The sequence below is a fragment of the Celeribacter sp. SCSIO 80838 genome (genome assembly GCF_056498065.1).
In genome coordinates, this window is the sequence record NZ_JAZKMA010000002.1 from 202,626 (window position 1) to 218,622 (window position 15,997).

Below are 15,997 nucleotides of genomic sequence, written 5' to 3' on the forward strand. Positions count from 1 at the left end.
CCGCGATCCGGTCGCCCTCACACACATATCCAATACTGTGAGGTTCGCAATGCAAATTGCCGAGCAAGCCCCCATTGTCAAAATGCAGGGTATTTCCAAACATTACGGCGGGGTTGCCGCCCTTGATGGGGTTGATCTCGAAGTGCACCGTGGCGAGGTTGTCGCACTTTTGGGCGACAATGGTGCGGGCAAGTCCACTCTCGTTAAAATTCTGGCTGGTGCGGTTGAGCCGGATGAGGGACAGATCACCATCGACGGGGAAGAGGTCCAGCTGGGGACACCCGCGCGCGCCAAGGAGCTTGGTGTCGAGATCATCTACCAAGACCTTGCGCTCTGCGACAATGTCGATATTCCAACCAACATTTTTCTGGGCCGTGAACTCCAGAAATCCTATCTCGGCGGGCTGATCAAAACCTTTGATCGTCGCAAAATGTCCGAAGAGACCAAGCGCCTTTTGGGTGATCTGCGGATCAACATCTCCAATATCCATGAAACGGTGCGCGATTTGTCGGGCGGTCAGCGCCAGACCATCGCAATCGCCAAAAGCGTCTATTCCGCCGCCAAACTCATCATCATGGACGAACCGACCGCGGCGCTCGGCGTGGCACAACAGGAACAGGTTCTCTCGCTGATTGAAAGCCTGCGAGACAAGGGGGAAGCCATCGTCCTGATCAGCCACTCCATGAACGATGTGATGCGTGTGGCCGACCGGGTGGTGATCCTGAAAACCGGACGCCTTGTGACCAGCCGCCCCGTCGATCAGGTGGATCGAGATCAATTGGTGCGCATGATTGTCAGCGGGATCGAAGAACCGCCGATCAAAACGGAGGTCACAGCATGACCCAGAAACTGGAAAACATCACGACGATCGGCACCGGCGAGCTGACCAACAAGGCCATGATCCGCAATGTCATCGACAAATTGTCAACGGTATTCGTCTTTCTCGCGATCATGATCCTGATGGAGTTTTTGCACTCCGGGTTTATCACGGCGAACAACATTAGCCTGATTGCGCTACAGTCCGTGACGCGCGCGGTTTTGGCGATCGGGGTCATGTTGGTGATCATCAGCGGGGCCATCGACATTTCTGTCGGCACGGTCATGTCTCTGTCCATGGTGGTCATGGGCATCGCGGTGATTGATGCGGGCTTGCCGCTTTGGCTGGGGTTTGTCGTGGCTCTGGCGGCGGGCACTTTGATGGGCGGGATCAACGGGTTTCTTGTGGCCTATGCCAATTTGCCGTCCTTCATTGCCACCCTGGGGATGTTGGGCGTCGCGCAAGGGCTTGCCTTGTTCATGTCCAATGGACGCTCGCTCTACGGGTTCCCTGAAAGTTTCGAGTTTGTCGGTGGCGGCAACTTTATCGGCATTCCCATGCCGGTTCTCATTCTCATCGGCTTTGCCCTGATCATGCTGTTCGTGTTCTACCAGACGAAGCTTGGCCGCTACGCCTTTACCATGGGGGGCAGCGAAGAGGGGACGCGGCGTGCGGGGATCAACGTGCGGCGCTACCGGATGGGGATTTTTGCGATCTCCGGCGCAACGGCGGGTCTGGCCTCGATCCTTCTGTCGTCCCGCATCAACTCGGCGCACCCCGGCATCGGCTTTGGCTACGAACTTGACGCGATTGCTGCCGTGGTGATCGGAGGCGGAAGCCTCATGGGGGGGCGCGGCACCGTATGGGGCGCCATCATCGGTGCACTCATCATGTCTGAAATCCGCTTTGGTCTCAACATTCTGGGCATGTCGCCTTTCATCCAGCAAATCGTGGTCGGTGTCGTTCTGATCGCCGCCGTCTATATCGACACGATGCGCAGCGGCCCCACACGGTCGCGCTAATGCCCAATTCCACGGAAAGGAGACTGCCATGAGTATCGCCGTTGGAGTGATCGGAATGGGTGTTATGGGAGCGGAGCATGCGCAGCTTCTACAGCAGGAAACGCGGGGCGCACATCTGATGGCGGTCTGTGATGCAGACGCCTCCCGATTGGCGCAGGGTCATGCGGAGATTTTCGACGACCCTCTCGCGCTGATCCGGTCGGATAAGGTGGAGGCGGTCGTGATCGCCTCCCCCGATGACACACATGAAGCCCTGGTCCTTGCTGCCATCTCAGAGGGCAAACCCGTACTCTGCGAAAAGCCTCTGGCCGCGACACCGCAACAGGCAGAACGCATTTTGGAGGCCGAAATCCTCTTTGGCAGACGGCTTGTTCAGGTCGGTTTCATGCGCCGGTTCGATCCGGCCTATGAGGAGTTGCGCACCGCGTATCTGAGCGGCACGGTCGGTCAGGCTGTTCTGCTGCATAACATCCACCGCAACGCACAGGCGCCGGGATGGTTCTCAGGCGCAATGGCTCTGACCAATGCTTTCGTGCATGAGATTGATGTCAGTCGCTGGCTGCTCGGGGCCGAAATGGGGCTGGCGCAGGTCTTTACCGGACCGGGGGGCGAGCCTTTGATGATCCAGATGCAGAGCAAGACCGGCGTCATGGTGTCGACAGAAGTGTTCATGAATGCGAGCTATGGCTATCATGTACATGCCGAGCTTGTGGGGCGCGAAGGGGCCATTTCCATGGCTCCGCCTGCGTTGAGCCTTGTCAATCGCGCCCGGTGGCATGGGCATGGCTGGCCTGAAAACTGGTTGCCCCGGTTCAAAGACGCCTATCGACAACAGATGCAGGCATGGGTCAACTCCATTGCAACCGGAGTGCCCGTCGGGGCCTCGGCATGGGACGGCTATATTGCCTCCTCGATTGCCGATCAACTCGCCGCTGGATTGGCGAAAGGACGCGATGGAGCGGCGGCCATTTCGCTCCTCCATCCTGTGCCGGATCCGCTCTATGCGGTTGGCGCTCACATAAATGAAAGAGTTTAACATGATCAGATATGCAGTTGTCGGCGCCGGTTGGATCGCACAAGAGGCTTTCCTTCCAGGCATTCACCAGAGCGGAAATTCTCGGGTAACCGTTATCGTGTCGGGTCATCGCGAGAGGGCGGAAGCTCTGGCCGAATTTCACGATATTCCGCATGTGATAAGTTACGACGAATTTGACGCCGCTTTGGCGGAGGATTTGTTCGATGCGGTCTATGTGGCTTTGCCGAATTCGATGCATGCGGACTATACGATCCGCGCGGCAAAAGCCGGAAAACATATTCTGGTTGAAAAGCCGCTGGCCGATAATCTTGCGGATGCCGAGGCCATGGTTTCAGCCGCCAAGGAGGCAGGTGTCTATCTCATGACGGCCTATCGCCTACACAACGAACCGGGCACCATTGCGGCGCTCAATCGCATCCGCAGCGGGGCCATCGGTACGCCATTAATGGCACAACTGACGTTCTCGAACTCTCCGGGTGAGGGCAACCACCGTTATAGTGCTGAACATTGGGGCGGGCCGTTGCAGGATGTGGGGGTCTATTGCATCAACGCCGCGCGCCATATCTTTGGGGAAGAACCCATCGAGGCGACAGCGGTGAGCCACAGGCCCAAGAACGATCCCCGGTTCTCCGAGGTGGATGCCAGTATTGCCGCGACCCTGCGGTTTCCATCGGGCGGCATTGCGCAAATCCTGGCCAGCTTTCAGGGTGCCTTGGCCGAAAACTATCGCGTGATCGGCACGACCGGCGACATCCTCCTCGATCCGGCGTTCCGGTTCGAAGTGCCCCTGCGGATGGTGACGACGAAAAACGAGATGGCGGACATCACGGAATTTCCTCATGTCGATCATTTCACGGGGATGACCGCGTATTTCTCCGATTGTATTGCGACGGGAACGCCGCCGGAGGCCGATGGGGAAGAAGGGCTCGCCGATATGCGTGTGCTGTTGGCGATTGAAGAGGCGGCACGCACCGGGTCTGCGGTCCGGATCGACACACCGCCGCGCCCCGCGCATCCGGATCACCACACAGAACGGCGCTGCGCTCTCACGGATCGACGGCTTGTGTTTTGATGCACGCCTCAGAAATCCCACAAAGAGCGCGTCTGACAGTCCTGTCGTGGCCCCATGTTTTGAATACTTCAAGCCGGTAAGAACACCCCGACAAAACGCAACCACCCGCCCTGAAACAGGGCGGGTGATTTTATCATGTTGAAAAACCTAAAGGCTCAAAAATCGACAGTCAGACCGACATTGAACCCACGCTCTTCCACGACCGTTGCCACCGTCGCAGAGCTCACCGCCCCGTTGACATAGCCGCGATAGGAATGAAGCCAGGTTGCGGCCTCTTCGTCGAAAAGGTTCGTGACCGAGCCAAAGAGACGCACATTGTCTGACACGCGATAGCTTGCACCGATATTGGCGATAGCATAGCCGTCAACCTTATAGGCTTCAGTGTTTTCGTCGTCGGAATAATACCCGTCGACATAGCGCACATCCCCCGAGAGCGTCAGCTTATCCGTGACATCCCATTGCGCCCCAAGGTTCAGGGTATAATTCGGCGCGCGGGCAAATTCGCTGCCGTCAAGATCGGCGGTTGCAGCGTCGAAGGATGTGATTTCGGTGTGCAACAGACCAAGCCCGGCGTTCAAACGCAGCGCATCACTCGCGACAAACTCAACACCCAATTCAAGACCGTAAGCCTCCGCGCTGTCCGCATTGGTGGTCGTATAATCGGTTTCGCCATCCTTGGTGAAGGTGATGAAACGCTGCGCATCCTTGTAATCGTCATAGAACAGGTTTGCCGTCACGGCGAGCCGGTTGTCCATCAGGTTGGCACGGGCGAACAGTTCATAATTCCAGACGGTTTCCTCGTCATACTCGAAGTATTGCCCGGTATAGAACCCAAGGCCGACACCGCCCGGATTGTACCCTTTCGACACAAGCGCCCCGACCGTCAACTCCGGGTTGACCTCATAGCTCAACACAAACCGGGGCAGGATCGCCTCAAAAGTTTCGTCATAATCCACAGCATACGACAGATAGTAACCGTCACGCTCGGTATGGTCCTGTTGGAAACGAACACCGCCCGTCAGAGAAAGCTGATCGGTAAACCGGTAGGTTGTCTCTGCAAACAGACCAAAGCTCGTTTTGGTGTCGCTATAGACATTGGCGCCGCTGATATAGAGCTCCTCGTCAGAGTCCGTTTTTGCGGCATAGACCCCAACGAAACCACTCCAGACCGAGCTTTCATCACCGAAGGACAGTCGGGTTTCATTGCTGATGGTCTCGCTGTCAATATAAGCTGTACCGTTGTTGAAGGTTTCCATCAGACGATCACTGCTTGTCTGAGTGTAGGCCAGCTTGTTGGTCAGAACCATACCGTTGGCAAACTCGTAACTGGCATCCGCGATCAGGCTGTCGCTTTCGATCTTCCAGCTTGGATAACTGTCCGCCGGGTTCTCCAGATCGAAATAAGGCTCGAAAACCTCTTCGATCTGCGGTCGGTTGGAGCTGCTATGCGCATAAGTCAGCTTCGCCTCAAATCCCGCAATTTCAGCAGGCTGCCAAAGCAGCTTTGCACGGACCGTTTTGCTTTCGTAATCCAGATCGGTGACGGACTCTGAAAAATTGGACCCGTTGTAGTCCACGGAATTGTCACGCGACGAATAATCAATGGCAATCCGTGCCGCCAGATCATCAGAGATGGGTGCGGAATAGGCCACAGAGGCGCGTTTCATATTGTTAGAGCCGAATTGCAGCTGCGCACGGCCTTCCTCGTAAAAGGTCGGATCATTGGTATTTACGATAATCGCACCCGCAATCGAGTTGGCCCCTTGCGACGTCGTCTGCGGCCCACGAAAGACTTCGATGCTCTCAACATCCCATGTCGAAGCACCGCCATAGTTCAGGCTGAAGTAATCCTGCGCGGCCCCGTCGGTATTGATCGTCGTGCGCGGCACGGTTCCGCCGAAAAACGCATAGGCCGAGGTGTTCGGCCCCTGCGTGTCCTGCCCACGGATCGTCGGGGACTGGCCGCTACCGGTGTTCAGGACGTTCGGAATCTCCGACACGGTTTCCGTAACATCGTTGCTGGCCTTTTCCTGAAGACTGTCGCCGCTGACCACGACCACGGAGCTTGCCGTGTCTTTCAGATCGCGTTCGACCTTTTCACCCGTCACGATGATCGGCTCGAGCTGGATAACGTCTGCACTGCTCTGTGCCACGGCACCATGTGCCGACAAGGACGCAGCCAAAGCCATGAGACTCGTTGTTCGGATGAATGTTGATTGAAGTGTTGCCATGATTCCCTCGGGCGTTCGCATTTGCGTGCATGCTGGCTAGGGGAAATGGCTCGCAGATTTTTGTTCCGCATTGCACTACGCGTTCTGCATGTCAACTCATCTATTGCGCATAGGCGCGCAAATTTGTACCCCGTTGCGCAGATGCATGAAAAATGACGACGACAGACAAAACCCGGGAGCACGCAGACCTTGAGTCAGGATTCACCGCCAGCAGAGACGTCCGAGGCCTTGCAGGGCACCCCGACAGAAACGCCAAAGCCACGCGACGGCACGGTGCAATCCGTCTCCATTGCGTCTGATTTCCTGCGCATCCTCTCGGCTGCCGAACAGGCCCTGCCCTTGGGCGAGATCGCCAAACGGGTCGGCACCGGGCGGTCCACTGCGCATCGCTATATGCAATCCCTCGTCAAAGAAGGCCTCGCGCAACAGGACCCCGTCAGCGGTCATTACGACCTCGGTCCCCTGTCCCTGTCCATCGGTGTGGCCGCTTTGCGCCGGGTCGATCCCGTCGAAATCGCCGGGCGCTATATCAAGGAATTGTCGCAAACCCATGCGATCAGCGCCGGGATTGCCATCTGGACCGAACGCGGGCCGACTGTGATCCGCTGGCATAACAGCGCCTATTTCGCGATTTCTGCCATCGGTCTGGGCACCATCCTGCCGATCGACAACACCGCCTGCGGGCTGGTGTGTCAGGCCTATCTGCCCGCGCGGTCCATCATCGAAGCACGAGAACATCAGCCGGAGGATTTCCGTGGCACTCCGCCCACCGCTGCGCTGTTGAACCAGGTTTACAAAGAGAAATGGTGCGAGTTGACAAGCCATCTGCTGCCCAATGTCACGGGTCAGGCCGCGCCGATCTTTGATGCTCAGGGCGATCTGGCCTGTATCGTCACCTCCGTGGCAGATCTGGGCAGAATGCAAAGCCCCGAACAGCTATCTGCCTTGAAAGCCGCCGCAGATGCAATCAACCGTGAAACCGGGGGCTTAAGCCTGTAAGGCCCTGCCCGCAGACGGGCGCGGCACGATCATTGGCAGGCCGGTTTCCGGGTCTTCAATAATGCGCGCAGACAAGCCGAACACCTCCACCACCATCGCTTCGGTCACGATGTCTGCGGGTGCACCCTCGGCCCTCACCTGCCCCCCTTTCAGCGCCACCATATGGGTGGCAAAGCGGCAGGCCTGATTGAGATCATGCAGCACCGCCACGATGGTGCGCCCTGCCCCGCGCAACTCCTCCAGCAATTCCAAAAGCTCCATCTGATGCGCGATGTCGAGATAGGTCGTCGGCTCGTCCAGCAAAAGGATCGGCGTCTCCTGCGCCAGAGCCATGGCGATCCAGACCCTCTGACGCTGACCGCCCGACAGTTCCGACACCATGCGCTCCGCATGGTCCGTCATCGCCGTCGCCTCCAGCGCGCGGGTGATCGCTGCGCCATCTTCTTTCGACCATTGCCGCAGGAAACTCTGATGCGGAAACCGCCCCCGCGCCACAAGATCGGCAACCGTGATCCCATCCGGCGCCGTAAGGCTCTGCGGCAAAAGCCCAAGCTTGCGGGCGAACGCGCGCGGCGCATAGCGGTGAATGTCCTGCCCGTCGAGCGTCACCCGCCCCGAAACCGGCGGCAGAAGCCGCGACAAGGCCCGCAAAAGCGTCGATTTCCCGCAGGCATTCGGCCCGACAATCACGGTGAAAGACCCCTCCGGGATCGCCAGAGACAGGTCACGGGAAATCTCCCGCCCGTCATAGGCCAGAGTGATGTGTTCGGCCCGCAAGGCCCCTGTCTTTCTCATTCCACGCCTCATTTAACCGAGTCTTTCTGTCGGTATTGCATTGTAGAACGCATTCTGCAATATCAGGCACAATCTTCCCAGAGAGCCATACGCCATCTGCGTCGATCTCAAGCCTGAAAGAGTCTTTCCGCATGAACCGCCGCACTTTGCTCCGTAGCTTTTTCGCTCTCCCGTTGACCATGATCAGCCTGCCCCTTTGGGCACAATCCGACGCGGGTTGGCCACGCGCGCTGGCGCATGACGCCGGCACCTTGACGCTCGACAAAACTCCCCGGCGCGTGATCTCCACCTCGCCCAGCCTCACGGGGCTTTTGCTGGCGATAGACGCGCCGCTGATCGCTACCGCGGCCACCACGCCGGGGCCTCTGACGGACGAAGCTGGCTATTTCACTCAATGGGCAGAAATCGCGCATACTCGCGGTGTCGAAAGACTGTATCCCAACCGCGACTTCGACATTGAGGCGCTGATCATGGCCGACCCCGATCTGGTGATCGGTTCTTCGACGGGGGCCGACAGCCTTCTGCCCTATCTCGCAGAGGTCGAGGCACAGGGGCTGCCGACGCTGATCCTCGATTATTCGGCTGTGAGTTGGCAGGACATGACCCGCACTCTGGGACAGGCAACAGGCCACGAAGCGAATGCCGAGACCGCCATTGCGGATTTCGAGACCAAGGCGCAGGCCGCCGCCGACCGGTTAAACCTCAACGGACGTCCCGTCACCATCGTCGGCTATGACATCGCGGGCACCTATTCCATCGGGCGCAGAAAAAGCCCGCAGGCCGAGGTGCTCGAAGCGCTCGGATTTACCATCACCCCCTTGCCCGAAGCGTTCCAAAGCACCGTCACCCGTGTGACCAATATGGATTTCATTTCGCGCGAGACCTTAAGCGCAGCCATCACCGAAGACACCGTCATCTTGCTCAGCGGCGATGACAGCGCTGTCGCGGCCTTCCTGAACGACCCGCTGCTGGCCAATCTGCCCGCCGTGCAAAAGCGTCAGGTTTATCCCATGGGCCTCTCGTCCTTTCGCGTGGATTACTATTCCGCGCTAGAGATGATCGAGACTCTGGAAACCAGTCTCTCCGCAGAATGATGCGCCCGGCTGCCCCTCTCGGTCAACGACTGATGCCTCTGGCTCTCACAGCGTTTGTGCTGTGCGCGGCAGGCGCGCTGAGCCTCATGACCGGTGCACGGGCCATTCCTCTGGCTGAGATTTTACAATCGCTCACGGCTTATGACCCGACGAATGATCTGCATGTGATCATCCATGCCTTGCGCCTGCCACGCACCGCCTTGGCGCTCCTCGCCGGGGCTGCTCTCGGGATTTCAGGCGCATTGATGCAGGCAGTGACACGCAATCCTCTGGCCGAACCCGGACTTTTGGGGATCAACGCAGGCGCGGCCGTCGCGGTGCTTGTGGGTGTCAGCTTTTTTGGTCTGACCCGGATTGATCAATATCTCTGGTTCGGCATTTGCGGCGCAGGCTTTGCAGGTGTCACCGTTTTCCTTTTAGGTCGCGGCCATGACGCGGGCGTGGACCCCGTACGGCTTGTCCTCGCAGGCGCCGGGTTGTCGGTCATGTTGGGGGCTCTGAGCGGCATCATCATCATCAATGCGCCCTCCGGGGTCTATGACGACTTCCGGCAATGGGGCGCGGGGTCCGTCGAGGGGCGTGGTGGGCCGGTTCTGATCGCTCTCACCCTGTCGCTGATCTTGGGCGGCGCGCTTGCCCTCGGGATCGCGTCCGGCCTGAACGCCCTCGCCTTGGGCCGCGATGTCGGACGGGCCTTGGGCGCGCGCCCTGTGCTGATCTGGAGCCTCGCCTGCCTCGCCATCATGATGCTTGCGGGCGGGGCCACAGCCGCCGTCGGTCCCATCGGCTTTATCGGTCTGGTTGCCCCCCACATTGCCCGGCTGTTCTCCGGGCCGGATTATCGCTGGATTCTGCCCTATTCCGCCCTGATTGCTGCGCTTTTGTTGCTATTGGCCGATATTTTGGGACGCATTCTCGTCAGCCCCGCAGAAGTCGCCGCCGGGATCGTGGCCGCCATCCTTGGCGGTCCGTTCTTTGTCCTGAGCGTGCGGCGTTTCAAGATGATGCGCCTGTGATGCGGCCTCCTGTTCTGTCCATCGGTCCCATCACGCTTGCCTTGCATCGCCGGGCATTGATCGTGGCTGTGATGCTTTCGACCGCCATCTTCTGCCTTGGTACCCTGTTGCTCACCACCGGCAAAATGCCCATCGGCCTCGACGATTTTCTGGCTGTGCTTCAGGGCCGAAGCAACGACAGCCCCGCCGCCAAAGTGCTCTGGCGCATCCGCCTTCCGCGGGTGCTAACCGCCTGCCTCGTCGGCTTTGGCCTTGGCCTTGCAGGCGCGGCCTTTCAGACCGTCTCGCGCAATCCCCTAGGCTCTCCCGATGTGATCGGATTTACCACCGGGGCCGCAACGGGCGCCATCGTGCAGATCGTGATGATCGATTCCGACCCGCTCCGCATTGCCGCCATGTCGATGCTCTCGGGCCTCGTGACCGCCTTTGTCGTGTTGATGCTGGCGCGCAAATCCGGGCGCTCCGAAGGCTATCGGCTTGTGCTGGTGGGGATCGGCGTTGGCGCAACGCTGTCCGGCGTCAACACGGTGTTTCTGGTGATGGGCGATCTCGATCAATCCATCGCCGCCCAGCTTTGGCTCGCGGGTTCTTTGAACACCCGGACATGGGCGCACGTCTGGCCCGCCGCTTTGGGCATTGCGATTTTGGCCCCTGTCGTTTTGAGCCTTTCGCGTCGGCTGGCGCTGTTTGAGATGGGCGATGATGCAGCCGCCGCCCTGGGTGTCCCGGTCGAACGCACGCGTATCATCGCGGTTCTCGCCGCCGTCGGCATGACCGCGATTGCAACCGCCGCCGCCGGTCCGATCAGCTTCATCGCCTTGGCGGCGCCGCAACTTGCGCGACGTTTGAGCGGCATTGCCTACATCCCCTTTTTCTCCGCCGGTCTCATGGGGGCCGCGCTGTTGCTGGCCGCCGATCTGCTAAGCCAGCGCATGCCAACCGGATTGAACCTGCCCGTCGGGCAGATGACCGGGCTTTTGGGCGGCGGCTATCTTTTGTGGGTGCTGACACGGCGCTAACGATCAGGAGACAAGACGATGACCCGGAAACCTCTGCATATTGGCATGACGCTTGCCCCGACATGGCTGGCCGGCGAGGCCTGGCGGCGGCCCGACAGCGATATCGAGGGTCTGCTGGGCTATGACTATTACATCGACATCGCCCGGCGCGCCGAGGCCGCCAAGCTCGATTTCGTGTTTCGCCCCGACAGCCTTGCCCTCAACCGCGCGCTCTTGGGGCGCGGCACGGGCATGGCGGGGATGGACCCGACGCTTTTACTCTCGGCCATTGCCCATGCCACCGACCGGATCGGGTTGTTGACCACAGTGTCCACCACCTTTTATCCGCCTTATATTTTGGCCCGCATGATCATGTCTTTGCACTGGCTCTCCAAGGGCCGCGCGGGATGGAATATTGTCACGGCTCTCGACGGGCAAAAGAACTTTTCGCTCGACGTCATGCCCTCGCCCGAGGATCGCTATGCCCGCGCCGCCGAGGTGACGGACATCGTGCTGAGGCTGTGGAACAGCTTCCCGCGCGAGGCGTGGCTTGGGGATCGCGGCACTGGCGTGATGGTCGATGCGGATCTGGTGCAACAGATCGACTACGAGGGGCAGTTTCACCGCGTCGAAGGGCCTTTGAACATCCCCAATATGGGCGGCGGCGGCCACCGCATTCCACTGGTACAGGCGGGGGCCTCGGACGCGGGCCGCAATTTTGCCGCGCGTGTGGCCGATGCCACCTTTGCCTCGACCCCCGACATGGAGGCGGCCATCGAGCTGCGCCACGACCTGCGCCGTCGCGCCAAGGCCCATGGCCGCGATGAGGGTGCCGTGCGGCTTATGCCGGGGCTGAGCCTCTATCTGGCCGACACCGAAGCTCAGGCCCGCGATCTCTACCGTGCCACGCACGCATTGGCCGATGAGTCGCGCAAATTTGCCAATATTCTTGAGATGACCGGGCTGGACCTGCGCGACTGGCCGAAAGACCGACCCATTCGGGCCAATGATCTGCCTCCGCCGCCCGCCAAGGTCCGGTCGCGCACCCATGCGGGCCTGTTGCGTCGCGCCGTGGAGCGCCATGAGCCGACCGTGACGGAGCTGTTGCAAATGCCCGAAGTCATGGGATCGGCCCATTGGCAGGTGATCGGGACTGTCGCTCAGGCGGTGGATGAAATCCGCAAGTGGCAGGACGCAGGCGCGCTCGACGGGTTCATCCTTTTCCCCGGCGGCTCGGTCGAATGTATGCACCTCTGCTTAGAGGGCCTCTGCCCTGCGCTCAGGGATGCGGGCCTGTTGCGCCGCGATTATCACGGCACAACATTGGCCAGCCATTTTGAAGCAGGCGAGGTGTTTTAAGCCTCAGCCATCTCCTTGACCGCCGTCCAATAGGTTGCAGCGAGACTCTCAGACTTATCCAACCCGCGCTCCAAAAGGGCTGTGCGGGCGGCAAGGGCTTCGACCTTCTCAGCTGCAAAGAAGACATAGCGATCCGTGTCGGGAATGGGCAATTTATCAAGTGCCTGAAGGGGGCTTTCCCCATCGGACCGCAGGGCCCAGCGTACGGAGACGCCCGAGGGACGCGCCAGCTCCTGAATGTCGCCACGTTCCGGCACGAACAAAACCGCCTCGCCGCGCGTGTCCTGAGGCAGAAGTTCGAGAAAGCGTTTGATCACCGGCACCGCAGTTTCATCGCCGATAAAGCCCTGCCATCCGGCGTGATTCACCTTGCCGCTGCCGCCCGGTCCCATGATCACCATCTCGGTGCCGGGGCGCACCTGATCGCACCACTCCGTCACCGTACCGCCCTCATGACGGAACACGTCGAACTCGATCCGTGCGGCCTCGCCGTCAATGTCGATGTTGCGCGTGGTGTAGACCGGCTTGTGCCAGACCGCTGTGCCGCCTGGCCATTGCGTCACGCCGTGCTCATCCACATAGGGCCATCCCGCCCCTTCGGGGCCGAACAACAACCGGAAGTGAAACCCGCCCGTGCCAAACCGCGCAAGCTGATCGCCCGACATGGTCACCCGCATATAGGAGGGCGAGAGGCGTTCGACTGCCTCAATCGTCACCAACGTCTGATTGGCCGGGCGCGCGGCGGGTTTGACCCCTTGCCAATCCGGGGTGACACCGTAGTCTTTGAGTTGTTCGCTCAAAACATCGCGCATCATCTGAAGATTGCCGTCTGTATTGGCTTCGAGCAAAAGCTTTGTGCCCTCGCCTTCGACACTCAGGAAAATCCGTGCGACCTCAAGCGTGATTTCAAGCGTTTTGTCGCCTTCGGAAACCGGGCATTCGAAGAGAGCGGCGGTTTTGCGAAACCCGGCAAAGGCATGGGCCGGGGCAAGCGGAAGAAAGGCGGTGGTCGTGGTCATGAAAGGCCCTCGTTTCTTTGATCTGTTTCATGATCCGAAGAAAAGGGCGCGACCGTGTCTTGAACATTGCTCAAGATGCCATGCCGCCCCAGCGGGATCATCATCGGTTCTCCGCTGACAGGATCGGTGACGATCTGGCTGGCCAACCCGAATATATCGCGCAACATCGCGGATGTCAGAACTTCTTTCGCGGTGCCGTGGCAATAAATTTGCCCGTCAGAAATGGCCACGATCCGATCCGCATAGCGGGCCGCCAGATTGAGGTCGTGAAGCACCATGACGATCATCGTGCCGCGCCTCTTGTTCAGGTCCGTCAAAAGATCGAGCACTTCGATCTGATGGTTGATGTCGAGGAAGGTTGTCGGTTCATCGAGCAGCAACACATCCGTGCGCTGCGCCAGAGCCATGGTGATCCAGACCCTCTGACGCTGCCCGCCGGACAGCGCCTCGACCGGACGCTCAGACAGAGCGGCTGTGCCCGTGGCCTCCAGAGCTTCTGCGACGGCCGCGTCATCCTCTGCGGTCCAACGGGCGAAAAGCCCGTGATGCGGGTGACGGCCGCGGCTCACGAGATCAAGCACCGTGATCCCTTCGGGCGCGATGGGGGGATTGCGGCAAAAGCCCGAGACGTTGCGCCAGTTTGCGTGGTGCTGTGCGATGGACGGGCCTGCCATCCAAAAGAACCTCCCCGCGTTCAGGCGTCAAAAGCCGCGACATGGCGCGCAAGAGCGTCGATTTTCCACAGGCGTTGGCCCCGATGATCGCGGTGATCTGCCCCGGCGCGAGGCTCAGATCAATACCATCAAGCACGGGGCGATCTCCGTAGTCCACACGCAGGTCGCGAATATCGAAAGAGGAGACAGAACTCATGAGGCACTCCTGCGATTGTCACGCATAATGAGGTAAATCAGGTAAGGCGCGCCCAAAACGCCGGTGACGATGCCCACCGGGTAGCGCGCAGACAAAAGGAACTGTCCGGCATAATCGGCTATGATCACCAGAAGCGCGCCGGTGAGTGCGGCAGGGATGAGACCGGAGCCGCTCCCGGCACCGGAACGCTGCATGAGCCGTGCAGAGATCGGACCGGAGAGAAAGGCGACAAAGGCGATCGGCCCTGGCCTATCGCTTTACCGGCAAGGTCAAGGAGAGCGCGCTCGACTATGACTATTCGCAGGATGATGAGACCTTCCTGATGGGCGGACTGAGTTGGCAGCCTTCGGACTATACCGAATTAAGCGTGATCCTGGACTATCTGAAACGCGAGGGCACACCCAACAGCGGCGGGTATCCCCTCGATCAAGACTATGATCGCAGCGACTTCTTCGGCGAGCCGGACTTCAATTATCACGATGTGGAACGGACCTCGATCACCGGCCTTCTGACCCATGATTTCGGAGGCGGTCTGAGCCTCAACGCCAATCTGCGCTATAGCGATCTGAACGACGATTTCGGCTATATCTACCTCTACGATTACGCTGGGCGGACCGGCACCGAGTTGTCTCGCTACTATTTCGGTACAGATCAAACGGCCGAGGAATTGATCGGCAATGCGATCCTGAAATATGAAACGCAACTCGGCACTATCGACAGCAGCACGGTCGCTGGCGTCGAGTATCGCGATGCCTCGACCACCTCCTCGGGCATTTACGGGCTGACCTCCGGCATCGACATCGACGCCCCCGTCTATTCCGGCGCTCCGAGCGCCCCCTATGTCTATAGCGATGGGGAAAGCGACTATACCACGAAGTCGATCTTCCTGACCCAGAACCTGTCGTTCGACGATCGGATCATCGCCACCTTCGGCATGCGCCACGACTGGCTCGACCTGTCGGCAAACGGCACAAGCTGGGGCGTGGCTTATGACAACAGCGACGACTTCTCGGAAACCTCCTATCGCGTTGCTCTGACCTACAAGCTCACGGATGAAATCTCGACCTATGCGAGCTATGTGCAATCCGTTGCGCCCCCGAGCATCGGCGTCGAACCGGAGCGTGGCGAGCAATATGAGATTGGGGTGAAATATGCGCCCGTCGGGATGAACGCACTGTTCTCCGCCGCGATCTATGATCTGACCCGCGAAAACGTCACCATCGCTGTGGTGCAGGGCGACGGCTCGGTCGAACGCCAAACCATCGGCGAAAGTCGCGTCCGGGGCCTTGACCTTGAAGCCAAGGCCGAGCTGAGCGAACAACTGAGCCTGATCGCCTCTTACTCCTATCTCAAATCCAAAGTCGTTGAAGATGATGACGAAAACATCATCGGCAATGAATTTTCCTCGACCCCGAACCATATCGCCTCGATCTGGGGCACCTATACGGTTCCGGGGGATGGCGCGCGCGGCGACATGACCTTTTGCCTCGGCGCACGCTATGTCGGGTCTTATTGTTTCAATGCGGCCAACTCCGCCGAAAGCGATGCCGCAACACTGTTCGATGCCTCTTTCGGCTATGAAATTGCGGAGAACACCGATCTGGAATTGCATGTCAGCAACCTGTTCGACGAACAACATGTGGTCGGCACAGGCACGGCAAATTACTAC

General features: G+C 59.6%; 13 protein-coding genes and 2 pseudogenes. 10 read left to right on the plus strand and 5 right to left on the minus strand.

The window, feature by feature from the left end; translation table 11 throughout:
• The first annotated feature begins 49 nt into the window (after window positions 1-49).
• Genes V1475_RS19600 through V1475_RS19615 form a run of 4 tightly spaced genes read left to right on the plus strand, consistent with a single transcriptional unit; the run spans window position 50 to window position 3,947 of the window.
• A complete protein-coding gene (locus V1475_RS19600) occupies window positions 50-841 on the plus strand; it encodes an ATP-binding cassette domain-containing protein (RefSeq protein WP_479414167.1) in 792 nt (263 codons plus the stop codon).
• Window positions 838-1,839, plus strand: coding sequence for an ABC transporter permease (locus V1475_RS19605; protein WP_479414168.1), 1,002 nt, complete (start codon window positions 838-840; stop codon window positions 1,837-1,839). The genes V1475_RS19600 and V1475_RS19605 overlap by 4 nt, the downstream gene beginning before the upstream one ends.
• Before the next feature lie 28 nt (window positions 1,840-1,867).
• Window positions 1,868-2,875 (plus strand): Gfo/Idh/MocA family oxidoreductase, encoded by a 1,008-nt coding sequence (locus V1475_RS19610; RefSeq protein WP_479414169.1) that lies wholly within the window; start codon window positions 1,868-1,870, stop codon window positions 2,873-2,875.
• A 1-nt stretch (window position 2,876) separates the two neighbouring features.
• Window positions 2,877-3,947 (plus strand): Gfo/Idh/MocA family protein, encoded by a 1,071-nt coding sequence (locus tag V1475_RS19615; RefSeq protein ID WP_479414170.1) that lies wholly within the window; start codon window positions 2,877-2,879, stop codon window positions 3,945-3,947.
• 155 nt (window positions 3,948-4,102) lie between these two features.
• On the opposite strand, the gene V1475_RS19620 is transcribed toward V1475_RS19615, so the two are convergent.
• The gene (locus tag V1475_RS19620; protein ID WP_479414171.1) at window positions 4,103-6,178 is read right to left on the minus strand and encodes a TonB-dependent receptor; all 2,076 of its coding nucleotides are present in this window, start codon (window positions 6,176-6,178) and stop codon (window positions 4,103-4,105) included.
• Between the two features lie 189 nt (window positions 6,179-6,367).
• Between V1475_RS19620 and V1475_RS19625 the strand changes: the two genes are divergently transcribed.
• Window positions 6,368-7,177: an IclR family transcriptional regulator gene (locus tag V1475_RS19625; RefSeq protein WP_434291011.1), complete on the plus strand. Its 810-nt coding sequence runs from the start codon at window positions 6,368-6,370 to the stop codon at window positions 7,175-7,177.
• Here the strand turns inward: V1475_RS19625 and V1475_RS19630 are convergent.
• Entirely contained in the window at window positions 7,166-7,972 is an 807-nt protein-coding gene (locus V1475_RS19630) for an ABC transporter ATP-binding protein (protein ID WP_479414172.1), read from the minus strand. The genes V1475_RS19625 and V1475_RS19630 overlap by 12 nt on opposite strands.
• A gap of 131 nt (window positions 7,973-8,103) precedes the next feature.
• On the opposite strand from V1475_RS19630, the gene fepB reads away from it, so the two are divergent.
• From fepB to V1475_RS19650, 4 genes are read left to right on the plus strand one after another with little or no spacing between them, the layout of a single operon-like run.
• The gene (gene fepB / locus V1475_RS19635) at window positions 8,104-9,066 is read left to right on the plus strand and encodes a Fe2+-enterobactin ABC transporter substrate-binding protein (protein ID WP_479414173.1); all 963 of its coding nucleotides are present in this window, start codon (window positions 8,104-8,106) and stop codon (window positions 9,064-9,066) included.
• A gap of 32 nt (window positions 9,067-9,098) precedes the next feature.
• Window positions 9,099-10,082 (plus strand): FecCD family ABC transporter permease, encoded by a 984-nt coding sequence (locus V1475_RS19640; RefSeq protein ID WP_479414174.1) that lies wholly within the window; start codon window positions 9,099-9,101, stop codon window positions 10,080-10,082.
• Window positions 10,082-11,101: a FecCD family ABC transporter permease gene (locus tag V1475_RS19645; RefSeq protein WP_479414175.1), complete on the plus strand. Its 1,020-nt coding sequence runs from the start codon at window positions 10,082-10,084 to the stop codon at window positions 11,099-11,101. The genes V1475_RS19640 and V1475_RS19645 overlap by 1 nt, the downstream gene beginning before the upstream one ends.
• Window positions 11,102-11,119: 18 nt before the next feature.
• Entirely contained in the window at window positions 11,120-12,439 is a 1,320-nt protein-coding gene (locus tag V1475_RS19650) for an NtaA/DmoA family FMN-dependent monooxygenase (protein WP_479414176.1), read from the plus strand.
• Here V1475_RS19650 and V1475_RS19655 read toward each other — a convergent pair.
• From V1475_RS19655 to V1475_RS19665, 3 genes and pseudogenes are all read right to left on the minus strand, one after another.
• Window positions 12,436-13,458, minus strand: coding sequence for a siderophore-interacting protein (locus V1475_RS19655; RefSeq protein WP_479414177.1), 1,023 nt, complete (start codon window positions 13,456-13,458; stop codon window positions 12,436-12,438). The two genes, V1475_RS19650 and V1475_RS19655, sit on opposite strands and share 4 nt — an antisense overlap.
• A pseudogene (locus tag V1475_RS19660) lies at window positions 13,455-14,328 on the minus strand (ABC transporter ATP-binding protein). Before V1475_RS19660 ends, V1475_RS19655 begins: the two are co-directional and overlap by 4 nt.
• Window positions 14,325-14,573: pseudogene (locus V1475_RS19665) on the minus strand (iron chelate uptake ABC transporter family permease subunit); the annotation flags it as partial. The pseudogenes V1475_RS19665 and V1475_RS19660, both read right to left, overlap by 4 nt.
• A gap of 77 nt (window positions 14,574-14,650) precedes the next feature.
• Between V1475_RS19665 and V1475_RS19670 the strand changes: the two are divergent.
• Window positions 14,651-15,997: TonB-dependent receptor (locus V1475_RS19670; protein ID WP_479414180.1), on the plus strand; the 1,347-nt coding region annotated here is incomplete at its 3' end.

Coding starts and splice junctions, on each gene's coding strand:
- V1475_RS19630 (WP_479414172.1), bottom strand. CDS start 7,972: ATGAGAAAGACAGGGGCCTTGCGGGCCGAACACATCACTCTGGCCTAT.
- V1475_RS19645 (WP_479414175.1), top strand. CDS start 10,082: ATGCGGCCTCCTGTTCTGTCCATCGGTCCCATCACGCTTGCCTTGCAT.
- V1475_RS19600 (WP_479414167.1), top strand. CDS start 50: ATGCAAATTGCCGAGCAAGCCCCCATTGTCAAAATGCAGGGTATTTCC.
- V1475_RS19655 (WP_479414177.1), bottom strand. CDS start 13,458: ATGACCACGACCACCGCCTTTCTTCCGCTTGCCCCGGCCCATGCCTTT.
- V1475_RS19610 (WP_479414169.1), top strand. CDS start 1,868: ATGAGTATCGCCGTTGGAGTGATCGGAATGGGTGTTATGGGAGCGGAG.
- V1475_RS19605 (WP_479414168.1), top strand. CDS start 838: ATGACCCAGAAACTGGAAAACATCACGACGATCGGCACCGGCGAGCTG.
- V1475_RS19615 (WP_479414170.1), top strand. CDS start 2,877: ATGATCAGATATGCAGTTGTCGGCGCCGGTTGGATCGCACAAGAGGCT.
- V1475_RS19640 (WP_479414174.1), top strand. CDS start 9,099: ATGCCTCTGGCTCTCACAGCGTTTGTGCTGTGCGCGGCAGGCGCGCTG.
- fepB (WP_479414173.1), top strand. CDS start 8,104: ATGAACCGCCGCACTTTGCTCCGTAGCTTTTTCGCTCTCCCGTTGACC.
- V1475_RS19620 (WP_479414171.1), bottom strand. CDS start 6,178: ATGGCAACACTTCAATCAACATTCATCCGAACAACGAGTCTCATGGCT.
- V1475_RS19650 (WP_479414176.1), top strand. CDS start 11,120: ATGACCCGGAAACCTCTGCATATTGGCATGACGCTTGCCCCGACATGG.